The organism is Ruegeria alba (assembly GCF_022321465.1).
Classification (GTDB): domain Bacteria; phylum Pseudomonadota; class Alphaproteobacteria; order Rhodobacterales; family Rhodobacteraceae; genus Ruegeria_B; species Ruegeria_B alba.
The window spans coordinates 49,136-66,563 of record NZ_JAKOEM010000009.1 but is presented as its reverse complement, the minus strand read 5'-3'; the positions used below and the strand labels follow the sequence as shown (position 1 = coordinate 66,563).

Genomic DNA, 17,428 nt, shown 5'->3' with positions numbered 1-17,428 from the left:
TAGGCCGAAACGGGCAAGGACCAGCGCGATGACGATGTGGGTATTCGGATACGGATCTTTGATGTGGAACCCGGGTTTTCCGGTGGCGCGACGCGAGTTGGCGACGCTGAACGGCTGGTCGCGCTCTTTCTGCATGAGTTCGATCCACCATCGCGGTACCGAGGAAAAACCGGGGCTGGTGCTGGCGCTTGACGCCGTGCACGACGCACAGTGCCGGGGCATCGCCTTTGCGGTCGAGCCGGGGCACGAGGCACGCACTCTGGACGAGCTGCGCGAACGCGAACTGATCTCCTCGGCATATCTTGAGCGTGAGCTGGACGTGGCACTGGATATCGGCGGCCTGGTGCGCGCGGTCACCTATGTCATCGACCCCGATCACGAGCAGTATTGCGGCGGCATGCCGCTGGAGCGGCAGGCCCAGATCATCGCCACCGCGATCGGCGGGCGCGGCCCCAATACCGAGTATCTCTACAACACCGCGGCCCATCTGGCGGAAATTGGGCTCAACGATCCCGATCTCGACTGGCTTTCCGCCCGCGTGCGCGAGATTACCGCATAAACCCTTGGCGTTGCGCCTCTCTTTTCGATAGGTTCGGGCCAGAGCAGTCAAGGGTTCAGGAACGCCGCGAATGGCCCAGCCAGACCGAGAAGCGAGGCCGCAGTTCTCGCACCCGACCCGCCAGATCCTGATGATGCTGATCGTCATCGGCCTGTCGGGTTTTGGCGTCTTTGTCGCCATGCCGCGCGTTTTGCCGGTGTTTCAGGCCAACCCCTATCTGAACGGGTTCATCCTGCTGGTCTTCCTGATCGGTGTGCTGGCCTGTTTCTGGCAGGTGGTGCAGCTGATCGGGTCGGTCCGCTGGATCGAGGAGTTCGCCGCCGGGCATGAGCGCGAGGATACCAGACCGCCCTCGATGCTGGCGCCGTTGGCCTCGCTGTTGCGCTCGCGCGTGGCGCGGATGCAGATTTCGTCCAGCTCAACCCGCTCGATCCTCGACTCGGTGGCCGAGCGGATCGAGGAAGAGCGCGAGATCACCCGTTATATCACCAACGTACTGATATACTTGGGTCTTCTGGGCACGTTCTTTGGCCTTGCAACCACGATCCCGGCGGTGGTGGACACCATCCGCAGCCTCAACCCGCAAGAGGGCGAAGAGGGGTTGGCCGTCTTCAACCGGCTGATGACCGGGCTTGAGGCGCAGCTGGGAGGCATGGGCACCGCCTTTGGTTCATCGCTGTTGGGTCTGGCCGGGTCGCTGATCGTTGGATTGCTGGAGCTGTTCACCGGCCACGGCCAGAACCGGTTCTACCGCGAACTCGAGGAATGGCTGTCGACCATCACCCGGGTCGGGTTTTCCTCGGGCGAGGAGGGACACTCGGAAAGCGGCGCCATTGCCGGGGTGGTCGACACGATGGTCGAGCAGATGGACGCGCTGCACGCCATGTTCGCAACCTCGGAAGAGGGCCGCGCCGAGGTCAGCGGCAAGCTGGGGGCACTGGTCGACACAATTGCCGAGATGAACCAGCGCCAGGCCGAGACCGAGGACGTGACTGCCGCGCTCGACCGGGTGGCGGCGGGGCAGGAGGCGCTGATCGACTTTCTGCGTGAACAGGGCGCCCATGACGGGCTTGACGCCGAAAGCCGGATGCGGCTGCGCTCGATCGACGTGCAGATGTTGCGCATTCTCGAGGAGATTTCCGCCGGTCGGCAGGAAAGCATGGCCGAGCTGCGCAAGGATATCGAGCTGTTGGCCAAGGCGCTGTCGGTTCCGCGGCGTCCGCTGCGCGGCGTCACCCGCGACGAGGGGTGATCCATGGCCCTGTCACGCCGCACCGGACACAGGTTTCAGGGGTCGGTCTGGCCAGGTTTCGTGGATGCGATGACCGGCCTTCTGATGGTGCTGACCTTTGTGCTTACCATCTTCATGGTGGTGCAGTTCGTACTGCGCGAGACCATTTCCGGGCAAGAGGACGAGCTGGACGCGCTGGCAGGCGAGGTTGGGCGGCTGGCGCAGGCGTTGGGGCTAGAGGAACGCACCAACAACCAGTTGCAGGCGCGGTTGGGCGCGCTCAATGCCACGCTCAACGATACCCAGGACGATCTGAGCCAGGCTCAGGCGCTGATTGCCTCGCTGACGGTCGAACGTGACCGCAGCCGCGCCGCGCTGGACGAGGCCGCGACCCGGATTACCGCCTTCGAGGCGCAGGTCGCCGCGCTGTTGGCCGATCGCGACCGGGCGCTGGGCGATGTGGCGGCGCTTGAGGCCGAGCGGGGCCGGCTTCTTACCGAACAGGAGGCGTTGAACCTGGCACTGGCACAGGCTCGCGACGAGATCGACGACCGGACCGAGGCGGCAAGGCTGGCCGCCGCCCGGCGCGAGGCGCTGGAGGCGATGATTGCCGATCTGCGCCGCTCGGGCGAAGAGAACGCCGCGCAGATCAGCTCGCTGGAACAGCAGTTGAGCGAGGAAGAGGCTGCCCGCCTGGCCGAAGCCGCCGCCGCTCAGGCGCTGCGCGAGAAGCTTGAAAACGCCGATGCTGAATTGACCGCGATGACTCTGGCATTGGAGGCGCAGCGCCGCGAGGCCGAGGATACGCTGACCCTGCTGGCGGCGGCGGACGCCGCGCGTGAACAGCTGGACGCGAAACTGGCCGAGGCGCTGTCCCGGATCGAGGCGGCCCGCGCCCAGGCGCGCGAACGCGACGAACTGGCCGAGCGTCTGACCCGGGTGCTGGGCCAGATGGAGGTGGCCCGGTCCGAGGATGCCGCGCGCGTCAGCGCGCTTGAGGCCGAGCTGGACCGGCTCCGCGCCGAAGGCGGCGAGACCCGTGCTGCTCTGGCCGAAGCGCGCGCCCATGCGGAAGAAACACAAAGCGCGCTTGAAGCGGCGCTGGCCCAGCAGCGCGCGGCCACCGTGGCGACCCGTTCGCAATACCAGGACGAGCTTGACCGGCTGCAATCCGAACATGCCGCCGCGCGTGCGGCGCTTGAGGCGGAACTGGCCAAGGCCCGCGCCGAGGCCGACACCACTCGCACCGATCTGGAGGAACGTCTGGCGCGTGGCGAGGCCGAGGCGGCCAGCATCCAGGCCGGGCTGGAGGCCGAGCTGGCTCAGGCGCGCGCCGATCTGACCGCCGCGCGTACCGCCGCCGATTCCACCGCTGAAGATCGCGCCTCGGTCGAGGCGCGGCTGCTGATGGCGCTGGAGTCGCTTGATCGTGCGCAGGCCGCCGCCTCGGATAACGAGGTGTTGCAGCGGCGTCTGCTGGCGGCGCTCGACGCGCAGACCGAGGCGGAAAGCAGTGCCGCCCGCCAGCGCAGCCTGGCCGAGGAGCGTGCAGCGTTGCTGGCGCAGGCGCGGGCCGCTCTGAGCGAGGAACAGGCGGTGTCGACCGAGGCGCAGCGCCAGACCGCGCTGTTGAACCAGCAGGTCGCAGCCCTGCGCAACCAGCTGGGCAGCCTTCAGGCGTTGCTGGACGATTACAAGGCCCGCAACGCCTCTGCCGAAGTGCAGTTGCAAAGCCTGGGCCAGGACCTGAACGCCGCGCTGGCCCGTGCCGCCTCCGAGGAGCGCAAGCGCCGCCTGCTGGAAGAGGCCGAGCGCAAGCGGTTGGAGGAAGAGGCCCGTGTGCTGGCCGAGCAGGCCAAGGATCTGGAGCGCTATCGCTCGGAATTCTTCGGGCGGCTGCGCGACGTGCTGGGCAATCAGGAAGGCGTGCGGATCGAGGGCGACCGCTTCGTGTTCTCCTCCGAGGTGCTGTTCGATCCGGGCAGCGCCGATCTGTCGCCCGAGGGTCAGTTCGAGATCGCCAAGGTGGCGCGGATCCTGCGCGCGATTGCCGCCGATATCCCACCCGAAATCAATTGGGTGATCCGGGTCGATGGGCATACCGACAACGTGCCGCTGCTGGGCACCGGCAAATATGCCGATAACTGGGAGCTGAGCCAGGGCAGGGCGCTGTCGGTGGTGCGCTACATGGTCGACGCGCTGGGCCTGCCACCTGACCGGCTCTCGGCTAACGGGTTTGGTGAATACCAGCCCGTCAATTCGGCCGACACCGACCAAGCGCGCGCGCAGAACCGGCGGATCGAATTGAAACTGACCGAGAAGTAGCGCTTACTCGACCGAGACTGTCGCCAGTGTCCGGTCGACCTCGACCCCTTTACGCAACAGGGATGCGGTGCCTTCATAGGTACCTGCGGGCCAGGACGGCCCCTTCAGGCGGCGTCCCGCCGCGCGAAAGAACTGTGCCTGAGCGCGGTCTAGGGTCATGTCCTGTTGCATCAGCTGTCCTCCGGGACCCTCGACCGTCAGCCGCAGGATGTCACCTTTTTGCCCGCCAAACGCTAGGACAAAGAACACCAATGCGCCTGCGTCCCCGGGCAAACTGGCCCGGGTGGCGGTGCCGTCTTGTACCTGCGCATATTCGGGAACCGCGTCGGCAAAGCCCGCGTCGATCAAGCCACTGGCCTCGTAAATGGGCGTTTCTCGCCAGAGGCTGCCCCCACTTGCATTACATTGCGCCGTATCACCGGTATCGAAGGGGTCGACCACCGCGCCGTTGTGGCGGACCGACAGATGCACATGAGGAAACTGGGCCTTGCCGCTGATCCCAACCTGTCCAAGGATGGCGCCACGCTCAACTCGGTCGCCCTTGCGCACCCTGACCGAACCTTTCTTGAGGTGGCAATACTGGGTTTCCCAGCCATCTTCGTGCCTTAGTACCACGCCGTTTCCGCATTCACGGCCTTCGACCGCCGCCGCATTGTCAGGTCCATAGACACGATCCTCGACCCCGTCACGCAGGCCTGTCACGATACCGGGCGCCGAGGCCTGAACATCGACCCCTGCGCGCATATGCGCCAGCGTAGGGAGCGCGAAATCGGTGCCTTTGTGGCCGTCATAGCTGAGCCCACCGCAGGTGAAATCGCGCGCACCCTTTCCAGGATCGCGGTCGACATATTGCTGAATGTGACAGGATGCGCCCAGAGTACAGTCGATGGGCAGATCCAAAACGGGATCACCCGCCGCGGGCAAGGCGGCGAGCGATAGAAGGAGCGTGAGCCCCGGGCGCATCAATCTGCGGTCAGCAGGGGGGGCTTGTCGCCAGATATCCGCGGCCGGTCAGGGCCGTCGATCTGCAGCACCAGCTCACCGCCCTTGACGCCGACCCGGACCACACCGCCCTTGGCCAGCTTGCCAAACAGCAACTCTTCGGCAAGAGGCTTCTTGATGTGCTCCTGGATCACCCGGCCCAGTGGGCGGGCGCCCATCTTGTCGTCATACCCTTTGTCGGCCAGCCATTCGGCGGCTTTCGAGGTCAGTTCGATATGCACATGGCGATCCATCAACTGGGCCTCCAGTTGCAGCACGAATTTCTCAACCACCTGCAGGATGACCGACTTGGGCAGCGGCGCAAACGAGATTACCGCGTCAAGACGGTTGCGGAATTCGGGCGTGAAGGTGCGCTCGATGGCGGCGGTATCCTCGCCCTCGCGCCGGTCGCGGCCAAAGCCGATGGCCGACTTGGCCTGTTCCGAGGCGCCCGCGTTCGAGGTCATGATCAGCACCACGTTGCGGAAATTCACCGTGCGCCCATTATGGTCGGTCAACTGGCCGTGATCCATCACCTGCAACAGGATATTGTAGACATCCGGATGCGCCTTTTCGATCTCGTCCAGCAGCAGCACGCAATGGGGATGCTGGTCGACGCCGTCGGTCAGAAGCCCGCCCTGATCAAAGCCGACATAGCCCGGCGGTGCGCCGATCAGGCGGCTGACGGCGTGTTTCTCCATGTATTCCGACATGTCGAAGCGCAGCAGCTCCACGCCCAGCGTCTCGGCCAACTGCTTGGCCACCTCGGTCTTGCCGACACCGGTGGGACCGGCGAACAGGTAGTTGCCGATGGGTTTTTCCGGCTCGCGCAGGCCCGCGCGGGCAAGCTTAATGGCGCTCGACAGCGCTTCGATCGCCTTGTCCTGGCCGAACACCACCCGTTTCAGGCTGGCTTCGAGATCTTTCAGAACCTCGGCATCGTCCTTGGTGACGTTCTTGGGCGGTATGCGGGCGATCTTGGCCACCACGGCCTCGATCTCCTTGACGCCGATGGTCTTGCGCCGCTTGCTTTCGGCTACCAGATGCTGCGCCGCGCCGGCCTCGTCGATCACGTCGATCGCCTTGTCGGGCAGCTTGCGGTCGTTGATGTAGCGCGCGCTGAGCTCCACCGCCGACTTGATCGCGTCGGCGGTATAGCGGACCTCGTGATGCTCCTCGAAATAGGGTTTCAGTCCTTTCAGGATCTTGACGCTGTCCTCGACCGTGGGTTCGTTCACGTCGATCTTCTGGAACCGGCGGCTGAGCGCGCGGTCCTTCTCGAAATGCTGGCGGAACTCCTTGTAGGTGGTCGAGCCCATGGTGCGCAGCTTGCCGCCCTGCAACGCAGGTTTCAGCAGGTTCGAGGCATCCATCGCCCCGCCCGAGGTGGCCCCGGCACCGATCACGGTATGAATTTCGTCGATGAACAGCACCGCGTCGGGATGATCCTCAAGCTCGTTGACCACGGCCTTGAGCCGTTCTTCGAAATCGCCGCGATAGCGGGTGCCCGCAAGCAGCGCGCCCATGTCGAGCGAATAGATCGTGGTTTTCGACAGAACCTCGGGAATGTCGCCGGCGACGATCTTGCGCGCCAGCCCCTCGGCGATGGCGGTCTTGCCCACGCCCGGATCGCCCACCAGAAGCGGGTTGTTCTTGCGGCGGCGGCACAGGACCTGGATGCAGCGCTCGACCTCGTGGTCACGGCCGATCAGCGGGTCGATGTCGCCGGCGCGCGATTTGGCGTTCAGGTTCACGCAATACTTGGAAAGCGCGCTTTCCTTCTGCTCGCCATCGCCCGTGGGCGCGCTCGATGTCTCTTCCTCGCCATGTTCGGCGCCGGTCACCGGGCGGTTCTCGCCATAGGCGGGATCCTTGGCGACGCCATGGGCGATGAAATTGACCGCGTCATAACGGGTCATGTCCTGTTCCTGCAGGAAATAGGCGGCGTTCGATTCCCGCTCGGCAAAGATCGCCACCAGCACGTTGGCGCCAGTCACCTCGGTCCGGCCCGAGCTTTGCACATGGATCGCGGCGCGCTGGATCACACGCTGGAACGCGGCGGTCGGGACCGCCTCGGACCCGTCGATATCGGTGACGAGGTTCGACAGATCCTCGTCGATGAACTCCACCAGAGTATCGCGCAGTTCCTTCAGGTCGACGCTGCACGCCTGCATCACCCGCACCGCGTCGGGTTCGTCCAGCAGCGCCAGCAGCAGATGTTCCAGCGTGGCGAATTCGTGGCGCCGTTCGTTTGCAGCCGCCAGGGCGGCATGAATGGCCTGCTCAAGTGTGCTCGAGAATGAAGGCACAGGCGTGCTCCTCTGTCTTGGGTCGGGAGGGGGCCGAGTAGCGGTCGGACCCCACATCCAACCATGTGCTCATAGTATTAGAGTTTGGTTGATGTGTGCGGCTCTTCAAGAGTTTTCTTGCGTTTGCCGCTCACATTTATGGTGACAGGTGGCGCGAATGTTGCATTTGCGGCATCAGAACCGGTCCTTGCGGGCGCGGATTTCCGCAAAGACACGGGCGGGGTCTGCCCCATGCATGCCCAGATGGCTCTGGATACCGGGATCGGCTGCGCGCAGGAACGGGTTGGTGGCCTTTTCCAGCGACAGCAGGCTGGGAACGGTCGGACGCCCCTCGGCCCTCGCATGATCTATCTCGTCGGCGCGGGTTTTCAAGGCCGCATTGCCCGGATCGACTGTCAGGGCGAAACGGGCGTTCGACTGGGTGTATTCATGGCCGCTGCACACCAGGGTGTCGTCGGGCAGGGCGGCGAGTTTCGACAGGCTGGCCCACATCTGGTCCGGCGTGCCCTCGAACAGGCGGCCGCAGCCCAGCGCCATCAGGCTGTCGGCGGTAAACACCGCCTTGCCACTTGGCAGGTAGAAGGCGATATGCCCGACCGTGTGGCCCGATACATCCAGGACCTCGACCGGGTCGCCGCCAAGGTCGAACCGGTCGCCCTCGGACACGGCCAGGTCGAGCGGAGGCAGGCGATGCGCGTCGGCCTCGGCCCCGATCACAGTGGGGGTGTAGCGGGTTCGCAGCGCCTCGAGCCCGTCGACATGGTCCCAGTGATGGTGGGTCAGCCAAACCTGGTCCAGCGACCATCCGCGCCGATCCAGCTCGGCCTGGATCGGGGCCGCCTCCGGCGCGTCGACCAGCGCTGTCTTGCCGCTTTCGGCGTCATGTACGAGATAGGCGTAATTGTCGTCGAGGCACGGGACCGTCACGATCTCATGGGGCATGGTCTTTTGGCCTTTCGTTGTTAGACTGCCCCAGCCAAACAGATCGGGCGAGCGGCTGCAATGCATCTGGACGTGCAGGACCTGAGGAATTTCTATTACCGCAGCACCTTGGGGCGGGCGGCGCAGGCCGCTGTGCGCGGCCGACTGCTGGAGATCTGGCCCGAGGCCAAGGGCCAGACGGTCGCGGGCTTCGGCTTTGCGGTGCCGCTGCTCAGGCCATATCTGACCGAGGCGCGGCGGGTGATCGGCCTGATGCCCGGCCCGCAAGGGGTGATGCCCTGGCCCGCTGGTATGCCCAATGTCTCGGTCCTGTGCGAGGAGACGCTGTGGCCGATCGAGACCGGCCATGTGGACCGGTTGGTGGTGATGCACGGGCTTGAAACTTCGGAACATCCGACCCAGGTGCTGGATGAATGCTGGCGGGTGCTGGGGCCGGGGGGCAAGGCGATATTCGTGGTGCCCAATCGGGCCGGGCTGTGGTCACGTTCTGACAAGACGCCATTCGGCTTTGGCCGCCCCTATACGCTGGGCCAGCTGGAAACCCAGCTGCGTAAGCATCAGTTCCTGCCCGAATTCCATTGTTCGGCCCTGTATCAGCCGCCTTCGTTCAAACGCTTCTGGCTGAAATCGGGCGCCCTGATCGAGCGGACGGGCACCCGGCTGCCCACCATCATGGCGGGTGGGGTGTTCATCGTCGAGGTTTCGAAACGGGTGCACCCGCCGCGCGGAAACCCGGCTCGCGACGCCACGCGCCGCCCGGTCAAGGCGCTGGACGGGTTGTTGAAGCCGGCCTGATCAGGCCCCGGATGCGTCACAGGAATCGCGAAAAGCTGCAAACGGGTAACATTTTTCAAGCACTTAAGAGGGTCCAAAGGGTCGCAGTTCAGGTAACGCCTTGAAAACACATGATTTGGGTGCAAGGCCGTTATCGCTATACTATATTGCGACACTGGGACTGCTCTGCTACATCCCCCCTGATTTTGATGACCTGCCGCCAGGGCGGGGTATCTTCACGCCCCCGGGGTCGCGCGCCACGCGCGTTCGGGGCCAAAATATCGGAAGGGTGGACGTGTCCGAACCAGCTTCGATTTCCGCAGGCATTGCTCAGCGCTATGCCACCGCGATTTTTGCGATCGCGCAAGACAACAATGACCTCAAGGGTCTGGAAACCGGCATCAACGATCTGACCGCCGCCCTGGGTGACAGCGCCGATCTGCGCAGCCTGATCGCCTCGCCGCTGGTCTCGCGCGCCGATCAGGAGGCCGCGATCACCGCGGTTGCCAAAAAGATGAAACTGAATCCGGTTCTGGCCAACGCGCTGGGCCTGATGGCGCAGAAACGGCGTCTGTTCGTGCTGCCGCAACTGCTGAACGCGCTGCGCGACGCGCTGGCAGAGGCGCGCGGCGAAGTCACGGCAGAGGTCGCATCGGCCAAGGCGCTGACCAAGACCCAGATCGAAAAACTGACCAAGACGCTGAGCGAGCAGGTCGGCAAATCGGTCACCATCAATGCGACCGTGGATGAAAGCCTCATCGGCGGTCTTGTCGTCAAAGTTGGCTCGAAGATGATCGACAGCTCGATCCGCTCCAAGCTCAACTCCCTCCAGAATGCAATGAAAGAGGTCGGATAAATGGGTATCCAAGCTGCAGAGATTTCTGCAATCCTGAAGGACCAGATCAAGAATTTTGGTCAGGAAGCAGAAGTGGCCGAAATCGGTCGCGTGCTGAGCGTCGGCGACGGTATCGCCCGCGTTTACGGCCTCGACAATGTTCAGGCCGGTGAAATGGTCGAGTTCCCGGGCGGCATCATGGGTATGGCGCTGAACCTGGAAAGCGACAATGTCGGCGTCGTGATCTTCGGTTCCGACCGGGACATCAAGGAAGGCGACACCGTCAAGCGCACCAACTCCATCGTGGACGTGCCGCAAGGCGAAGCGCTGCTGGGCCGCGTTGTCGACGGTCTGGGCAACCCGATCGACGGCAAAGGCCCGATCAAGGCGGAAAAGCGCGGCGTTGCAGACGTCAAGGCGCCCGGTATCATCCCGCGTAAATCGGTGCACGAGCCGATGGCGACCGGCCTCAAGGCCGTCGACTCGATGATCCCGATTGGTCGCGGCCAGCGCGAGCTGATCATCGGCGACCGTCAGACCGGCAAGACCGCGATCGCGCTCGACACCATCCTGAACCAGAAATCCTATAACGATGCCGCTGGCGACGACGAGAGCAAGAAGCTCTACTGCGTCTACGTGGCTGTTGGCCAGAAGCGCTCGACCGTGGCCCAGCTGGTCAAGAAGCTGGAAGAAAACGGCGCGATGGAATACTCCATCGTTGTCGCCGCCACCGCATCCGACCCCGCGCCGATGCAGTTCCTGGCCCCCTATGCCGCAACCGCGATGGCCGAGTACTTCCGCGACAATGGCCGTCACGCGCTGATCATCTATGATGACCTGTCCAAACAGGCCGTGGCCTATCGTCAGATGTCGCTGCTGCTGCGCCGTCCGCCGGGACGTGAAGCCTATCCGGGCGACGTTTTCTACCTGCACTCGCGGCTGCTGGAGCGTTCGGCGAAGCTGAACGAGGACTTCGGCGCCGGTTCGCTGACCGCTCTGCCCGTCATCGAAACCCAGGGCGGCGACGTGTCGGCCTTTATCCCGACCAACGTGATCTCGATCACCGACGGCCAGATCTTCCTGGAAACCGAACTGTTCTACCAGGGCATCCGCCCCGCCGTGAACACCGGTCTGTCGGTCTCGCGTGTGGGCTCCTCGGCCCAGACCAACGCGATGAAGACCGTTGCCGGTCCGGTGAAACTGTCGCTGGCCCAGTATCGCGAGATGGCGGCCTTTGCCCAGTTCGGTTCCGACCTCGACGCCGCAACCCAGCAGCTGCTGAACCGTGGCGCGCGTCTGACCGAGCTGATGAAGCAGCCGCAGTACTCGCCGCTGACCAACGCGGAAATCGTCTGCGTCATCTTTGCTGGCACCAAAGGCTATCTCGACAAGATCGCCCTCAAGGATGTCGGCCGGTGGGAAGCGGGCCTGATCGCGCATATGCGCGGCAAGCGGGCCGATGTTCTTGAGTGGATCACCAAGGAAGATCCCAAGATCAAGGGCGACGCCGAGGACAAACTCAAGGCAGCGATCGACGAATACGCCGCCACGTTCGCATAAGGAGAGAGTTGGGACATGCCTTCTCTCAAGGACCTTAAAAACAGGATCGAGTCGGTCAAATCGACCCGCAAGATCACCAAAGCCATGCAAATGGTCGCGGCGGCAAAGCTCCGCCGCGCCCAGGAATCCGCTGAAGCGGCCCGCCCCTATGCCGAACGGTTCAATGCCGTGATGGCGGGGCTGGCGGCCTCGGTCGGCGGCAGTGACAGTGCGCCGCTGCTGCTCCGTGGTACGGGCAGCGATCAGGTGCATCTGCTGGTCGTCATGACGGCCGAACGCGGTCTGTGCGGCGGGTTCAACTCGAACATCGCGAAACTGGCCCGCACCCGCGCAAACGAGCTGTTGGCCAAGGGCAAGACGGTCAAGATCCTGACCGTCGGCAAGAAGGGCCGCGACGCGCTCAAGCGTGACTTCGCCAAGCATTCGGTGGGTCATGTCGATCTCAGCGGTATCAAGAGCATGGGCTATGCCAATGCTCAGGATATCGCGCGTGATGTTCTGGCTCGGTTCGATGCCGGTGAATTCGACGTTGCCACGATCTTCTACGCGAAGTTCGAGAATGTCGTGACCCAGGTGCCGACCGCGCAACAGATCATCCCGGCGGCCTTCGAGACCGACGGCGAGGGCGACGAGGTTGCGCTGTTTGACTACGAGCCCAGCGAAGAGGCGATCCTGGCCGACCTGCTGCCGCGTGGTGTGGCGACGCAGATCTTCTCGGCGCTGCTTGAAAACGGGGCCTCGGAACAGGGTGCCCGGATGTCGGCGATGGACAACGCGACCCGCAACGCGGGCGAGATGATCGACAAGCTGACCATCGAATTCAACCGCTCGCGTCAGGCCGTCATCACCAACGAGCTGATCGAAATCATTTCCGGCGCCGAGGCGCTGTAAGAAAATCCGGAGACGAAACATGGCGAATGCAAAAGGCAAAGTCACGCAGATCATCGGGGCCGTCGTCGACGTCCAGTTCGATGACGCACTGCCTGAAATTCTGAACGCGCTGGAAACCGAGAACAACGGCAAGCGCCTCGTTCTCGAAGTGGCTCAGCACCTGGGCGAGAACACCGTCCGCACCATCGCGATGGACGCGACCGAAGGTCTGGTCCGTGGCGCTGTGGTGACCGACACCGGCGGCCCGATCTCGGTGCCGGTTGGCTCGGCCACCCTGGGCCGCATCCTGAACGTGATCGGCGAGCCGGTGGACGAAAAGGGCCCGGTCAACGCGACCGAGACCCGCGCCATCCACCAGCCTGCCCCCGAGTTCGAAGAACAGTCGACCGCGACCGACATCCTGGTCACCGGCATCAAGGTCATCGACCTGCTGGCCCCTTACTCCAAGGGCGGCAAGATCGGCCTGTTCGGCGGCGCCGGCGTGGGCAAGACCGTTCTCATCATGGAACTGATCAACAACATCGCAAAAGTGCACTCGGGTTTCTCGGTGTTCGCGGGTGTGGGTGAACGGACCCGTGAGGGCAACGACCTCTACCACGAGATGATCGAATCCAACGTTATCAAACCGGATAACCTGGAAGAGTCGCAGGTGGCGCTGGTCTACGGCCAGATGAACGAGCCTCCGGGAGCCCGTGCGCGCGTTGCACTGACCGGCCTGACCCTGGCCGAGCAGTTCCGCGATCAGTCCGGCACCGACGTTCTGTTCTTCGTCGACAACATCTTCCGCTTTACCCAGGCCGGTTCCGAAGTGTCCGCTCTGCTCGGCCGTATCCCCTCGGCCGTGGGTTACCAGCCGACGCTGGCCACCGACATGGGTGCGATGCAGGAACGCATCACCTCGACCAAGGCAGGCTCGATCACCTCGATCCAGGCCGTCTATGTTCCCGCGGACGACCTTACCGACCCGGCACCGGCAACCACCTTTGCGCACCTCGACGCAACCACCGTTCTGTCGCGTGCGATCTCGGAACTGGGTATCTACCCGGCCGTGGACCCGCTCGACTCGTCGTCGCGTATCCTCGACCCGCAGGTTGTCGGTGAAGAGCACTATCAGGTTGCCCGTGACGTTCAGGGTATCCTCCAGCGCTACAAGTCGCTGCAGGACATCATCGCCATTCTCGGCATGGACGAACTGAGCGAAGAAGACAAGCTGACCGTGGCCCGCGCCCGGAAAATCCAGCGTTTCCTCAGCCAGCCCTTCGACGTGGCAAAAGTGTTCACCGGCTCGGACGGTGTGCAGGTTCCGCTGGAAGACACCATCTCGTCGTTCAAGGCGGTTGTGGCCGGTGAATACGACCACCTGCCCGAGGGCGCCTTCTACATGGTTGGCGGCATCGACGAAGTGATCGCCAAAGCCGAGCGGATGGCCGCAGAAGCCGCCTAAGGAGTATCCCTGATGGCAAACACGATGCAATTCGACCTCGTCAGCCCGGAGCGCCGCCTCGCGTCGCTTCAGGTCAGCGCGGTCCAGATTCCCGGCGCGGACGGGGACATGACGGCGATGCCCGATCATGCCCCCACCATCACCACGCTGCGCCCCGGGGTGCTGAAGGTCGAAGGACCCGAAGGCACCAGCGAATACCTGGTCACGGGCGGCTTTGCCCAGATCGGCGCCGACACGCTGTCGGTGCTGGCCGAGAAAGCCATTCCGGTGACCGAGGTGACGCGGGCGCATCTGGACGAACTGATCTCCGAGGCGCGCAGCTCGCACGAGGCTGCCAAGGGGCAAGAGCATACCAGCGTCGTTGACGACGCAGCCAAGCTCTTGGCCGATATGGAGGCCTTGGGCACGCATATGGGGCTCTGAGCCTCGCGAGCGCAGTCCAGAACAGGGGCCAGCCGGGCAACGGGCTGGCCCTTTTTGCGTCATGTTTTGGCCGGACTGGTCTGATAGAGACGCAAGAAAAGTAGGAATTTGTGTGGGTTTTGAGCCATGAAGCTGTTTACTTCCCATCCAGTCGCCATTCAGCAGGGCGACGAGGCGATGTTCTCGGATTTCGAGAATGACGGCGACATGTGGACCGGTTCGGGCAGTCGTGAGAGGCGAAAGCCCGTCCTGTTTGAACAGCCGTTCCGCTCTACCCCGGTGGTAATGGTCACGATTTCGCTATGGGATGTGGATACCGGCGCAGCGGTGCGGGCCGAGGTCAAGGCCGAGAATGCAACGCCCGAAGGCTTCGATCTGGTGTTTCGCACTTGGGCGGATACCCGCGTCGCCCGCCTGCGGCTCGGCTGGACCGCGATCGGCGACATGCGCAACGAAGATGATTGGGACGTGATCTGATCACTTGCGGTGGCCCCAGTAAATTCGTCGAATGTTTTGGGGCGCTCGCCGCTTGCCGGTTCAGTTGAACCGGCAAGCGGCATTAGTCCATGTGATAGAGAGATTCGTAGATAGGCCGCAGGGTCTTGTCCTCGAACAGGGACGAGACCGACGTTCCGTTCCAGATATTTAGGATCGCCTGGGTAAAGATCGGTGCGGTCGGTACCACGCGGATATTCGGGGTGGCCAGGATCTCGGGTGTCGGCTGTATGGAATCAGTGATCACCAGCGACTTCATCACCGAATTGCTGACCCGTTCGACAGCCGGCCCGCTCATCACCCCGTGCGAGATATAGGAGTGGACCTCGCGCGCGCCATTGTCGAGCAGCACCTGCGCTGCCTTGCACAGGGTTCCGGCTGTGTCACAAATGTCGTCGACGATCAGGCAGATCTTGTCGGTCACATCTCCGATCACCGTCATCTCGGCCACTTCGCCCGGCTTTTCCCGGCGCTTGTCCACGATCGACAGCGGCGCGTTGATCCGCTTGGCCAGCTCCCGCGCCCGGGCAACGCCCCCCACATCGGGCGAAACCACCATCAGGTCTGCCATCTGCTGTTTGAACTGGGTCTGTACATCCAGTGCAAAGATCGGCGAGGCATAGAGGTTATCGACCGGAATGTCGAAAAAGCCCTGAATCTGGGCCGCATGCAGATCCATGGTCAGGATCCGCTCGATCCCGGCGCCGGTCAGCATATTGGCGACCAGCTTGGCACTGATCGGGGTGCGCGCCTTGGTGCGACGATCCTGGCGAGCATAGCCGAAATAGGGGATCACAGCGGTAATCCGGCTGGCCGAGGACCGGCGCAGCGCATCGGCGATGATCAGCAGTTCCATCAAGTTGTCATTGGCCGGGTTCGAGGTCGGCTGGATGATGAACATGTCCTCGCCGCGGACATTCTCGAACACTTCGACGAATATCTCGCCGTCGTTGAACCGCTCGACCCGGGCATCGACCAGCCCTTGGTCGACCCCGCGATAGAGGCTCATCCGGCGGGCAATGGAGCGGGCAAGCGGAAGATTGGCGTTCCCAGCGATCAGCTTGGGCTCGGTGAGTGACGGCATGACGATTATCCCCAGGCAGCACTGTCTGTTGTGACAGATTCGTGATGTTGACACCGCTTAGCATGGGCGTACGGTCCCGCAAAGCGCAGGCAGCGGAGAAAACGAATATGGCTGATATCGACTACTTTTTTGCGACACTTTCCCCCTTCTCCTATCTCGCCGGGCAGCGTCTGGAGGAAATCGCCGCCCGTCACGGGGCGAAAATCGCCTACAAGCCGATCGACATCATGGCGCTGTTTGCCCGCACCGGTGGCGTGCCGCCCAAGGATCGCCATCCTTCGCGCATCGAATATCGCGCGCAAGAGTTGCAGCGCCAGATGCGCAAGACCGGATTGCCCCTGAACATGAAGCCGGCTTTCTGGCCAACCAATGCCGCCCCGTCTTCCTATGCGATCATCGCGGCGGGGCGGGCCGGGGGCGGTGATCTGGGCGCGCTGTGTCATGGCATCCTGCGCGCCTGCTGGGCAGAGGAACGCGATATCGCTCAGGATGAAGTGATCCGTGACTGCCTGTCCAGCGCCGGGTTCGATCCGGGACTGGCCGACAGTGGCCTGCTGGCGGGCGCTGAAACCTATGCCGCCAATCTGGAGGAGGCGGTCGAGCGTGGTGTCTTTGGCGCGCCTTTCTACATCACCGCCGACGGGCAGCGGTTCTGGGGACAGGACAGGCTCGACGATCTCGACGCCCATCTGGCGGAGATGAAAGGGTGAGGACGGCGCAGATCCTGCCGCAAGCCGCCCATGTCAGTCATTTCGGCCATGGTCCACGCCCGGTGTTGGCTCTGCATTGCACCATCGCCCATTCCGGCGCCTGGAAGGGGCTGACACGCATCCTGGGGGAAGAGGCGCGCTTTACCGCCCCCGACATGCTCAGTCACGGGCGCAGCCCGGACTGGGACGGGCAGGGCTGTTTTCAGGACCGTATCCTGCGTATTGCCGAGACCTGCCTGACCGAGGCACCGATGGATGTGATCGGCCACTCCTTTGGCGCCACGGTGGCGCTGCGCCTGGCGGTGGAACATCCCGAGCGGGTGCGCAGCCTGACCCTGATTGAACCGGTCTTCTTTGCCGTGGCCGGCCAGGACGCGCCCGAGTTGATCGACAGCCATGCGAGCGACGCGCAGCCCTATCTCGATGCGCTATCGGCCGGAGACCGTGCGCTTGCCGCGCGGCTTTTCAACCGGATGTGGAGCACCGCCTCAAGCCCGCGCTGGCCCGATCTGCCCGAAGCGACCCGCGCTGCCATGATCCGGGGAATCCATGTGGTGCCGACGATGGATGCCGCGCTGTTCGACGATACCGCCGGGTTGCTGGCGCCGGGGCGGCTCGACCGCGCGGCCATGCCGGTTCTGCTGCTGCGGGGCGCCTTGACACATCCGGTGATGGAAGCGATCTCGAAGGGCCTCCAGCGCCGTTTGCCCGATGCCCGCGAAGAGGTGATCGAGGGCGCCGGTCACATGCTGCCGATCACCCATCCAGAGGAGACGGCGACCCATATCCGCGCGCTCTGGTCGCGGGCAGGCTGAGCACGCCTCTTCATTTCGCCAAAAAAAACTCCGGGGGAGGTGACAAAATT

Annotated in this window: 16 protein-coding genes; 12 read left to right on the top strand and 4 right to left on the bottom strand. The window is 63.7% G+C overall.

The genetic code is table 11. From position 1 onward, the window contains the following. Nucleotides 1–28 precede the first annotated feature (28 nt). The 3 genes from MB818_RS11810 to MB818_RS11800 all read left to right on the top strand — a co-directional run bounded on the left by MB818_RS11810 (nucleotide 29) and on the right by MB818_RS11800 (nucleotide 4,115). The gene (locus MB818_RS11810) at nucleotides 29–559 is read left to right on the top strand and encodes a gamma-glutamylcyclotransferase (protein WP_234172086.1); all 531 of its coding nucleotides are present in this window, start codon (nucleotides 29–31) and stop codon (nucleotides 557–559) included. Nucleotides 560–629: 70 nt separating this feature from the next. Next, nucleotides 630–1,811: a biopolymer transporter ExbB gene (locus MB818_RS11805; RefSeq protein ID WP_238905189.1), complete on the top strand. Its 1,182-nt coding sequence runs from the start codon at nucleotides 630–632 to the stop codon at nucleotides 1,809–1,811. Nucleotides 1,812–1,814: 3 nt separating this feature from the next. Further along, nucleotides 1,815–4,115 (top strand): peptidoglycan -binding protein, encoded by a 2,301-nt coding sequence (locus MB818_RS11800; protein WP_238905187.1) that lies wholly within the window; start codon nucleotides 1,815–1,817, stop codon nucleotides 4,113–4,115. A 3-nt stretch (nucleotides 4,116–4,118) separates the two neighbouring features. Here the strand turns inward: MB818_RS11800 and MB818_RS11795 are convergent, their stop codons facing one another. The 3 genes from MB818_RS11795 to gloB all read right to left on the bottom strand — a co-directional run bounded on the left by MB818_RS11795 (nucleotide 4,119) and on the right by gloB (nucleotide 8,347). Then, on the bottom strand, nucleotides 4,119–5,078 hold the full coding sequence (locus MB818_RS11795; protein ID WP_234139810.1) for a M23 family metallopeptidase: 960 nt from the start codon (nucleotides 5,076–5,078) through the stop codon (nucleotides 4,119–4,121). After that, a complete protein-coding gene (gene clpA, locus MB818_RS11790) occupies nucleotides 5,078–7,405 on the bottom strand; it encodes an ATP-dependent Clp protease ATP-binding subunit ClpA (RefSeq protein ID WP_238905185.1) in 2,328 nt (775 codons plus the stop codon). The genes MB818_RS11795 and clpA overlap by 1 nt, the downstream gene beginning before the upstream one ends. Nucleotides 7,406–7,579: 174 nt before the next feature. After that, nucleotides 7,580–8,347: a hydroxyacylglutathione hydrolase gene (gloB, locus tag MB818_RS11785; protein WP_238905183.1), complete on the bottom strand. Its 768-nt coding sequence runs from the start codon at nucleotides 8,345–8,347 to the stop codon at nucleotides 7,580–7,582. A gap of 60 nt (nucleotides 8,348–8,407) precedes the next feature. Here gloB and MB818_RS11780 point away from each other — a divergent pair, with 60 nt between their 5' ends. The 7 genes from MB818_RS11780 to MB818_RS11750 all read left to right on the top strand — a co-directional run bounded on the left by MB818_RS11780 (nucleotide 8,408) and on the right by MB818_RS11750 (nucleotide 14,751). Further along, nucleotides 8,408–9,142 (top strand): class I SAM-dependent methyltransferase, encoded by a 735-nt coding sequence (locus MB818_RS11780; RefSeq protein ID WP_234139807.1) that lies wholly within the window; start codon nucleotides 8,408–8,410, stop codon nucleotides 9,140–9,142. Nucleotides 9,143–9,416: 274 nt separating this feature from the next. Continuing rightward, the gene (locus MB818_RS11775; RefSeq protein ID WP_234139806.1) at nucleotides 9,417–9,977 is read left to right on the top strand and encodes a F0F1 ATP synthase subunit delta; all 561 of its coding nucleotides are present in this window, start codon (nucleotides 9,417–9,419) and stop codon (nucleotides 9,975–9,977) included. After that, nucleotides 9,978–11,516 carry a F0F1 ATP synthase subunit alpha gene (gene atpA / locus MB818_RS11770; RefSeq protein WP_234139805.1) on the top strand — a complete coding sequence of 513 codons (1,539 nt, stop codon included), beginning with the start codon at nucleotides 9,978–9,980 and terminating at the stop codon, nucleotides 11,514–11,516. A 15-nt stretch (nucleotides 11,517–11,531) separates the two neighbouring features. After that, a complete protein-coding gene (locus MB818_RS11765) occupies nucleotides 11,532–12,407 on the top strand; it encodes a F0F1 ATP synthase subunit gamma (protein ID WP_234139804.1) in 876 nt (291 codons plus the stop codon). A gap of 19 nt (nucleotides 12,408–12,426) precedes the next feature. Next, nucleotides 12,427–13,851 (top strand): F0F1 ATP synthase subunit beta, encoded by a 1,425-nt coding sequence (atpD, locus tag MB818_RS11760; RefSeq protein ID WP_234139803.1) that lies wholly within the window; start codon nucleotides 12,427–12,429, stop codon nucleotides 13,849–13,851. Between the two features lie 12 nt (nucleotides 13,852–13,863). After that, nucleotides 13,864–14,274, top strand: a complete 411-nt coding sequence (locus tag MB818_RS11755; RefSeq protein ID WP_234139802.1) for a F0F1 ATP synthase subunit epsilon — start codon at nucleotides 13,864–13,866, stop codon at nucleotides 14,272–14,274. 126 nt (nucleotides 14,275–14,400) lie between these two features. Continuing rightward, a complete protein-coding gene (locus MB818_RS11750) occupies nucleotides 14,401–14,751 on the top strand; it encodes an H-type lectin domain-containing protein (protein WP_234139801.1) in 351 nt (116 codons plus the stop codon). 82 nt (nucleotides 14,752–14,833) lie between these two features. Here MB818_RS11750 and MB818_RS11745 read toward each other — a convergent pair whose 3' ends face one another. Further along, nucleotides 14,834–15,853, bottom strand: coding sequence for a ribose-phosphate pyrophosphokinase (locus tag MB818_RS11745; protein WP_234139800.1), 1,020 nt, complete (start codon nucleotides 15,851–15,853; stop codon nucleotides 14,834–14,836). A 107-nt stretch (nucleotides 15,854–15,960) separates the two neighbouring features. Between MB818_RS11745 and MB818_RS11740 the strand changes: the two genes are divergently transcribed. Next, nucleotides 15,961–16,563: a 2-hydroxychromene-2-carboxylate isomerase gene (locus MB818_RS11740; protein WP_234139799.1), complete on the top strand. Its 603-nt coding sequence runs from the start codon at nucleotides 15,961–15,963 to the stop codon at nucleotides 16,561–16,563. Then, the gene (locus tag MB818_RS11735) at nucleotides 16,560–17,378 is read left to right on the top strand and encodes an alpha/beta fold hydrolase (protein ID WP_234142969.1); all 819 of its coding nucleotides are present in this window, start codon (nucleotides 16,560–16,562) and stop codon (nucleotides 17,376–17,378) included. Before MB818_RS11740 ends, MB818_RS11735 begins: the two co-directional genes overlap by 4 nt. Nucleotides 17,379–17,428 lie beyond the last annotated feature (50 nt).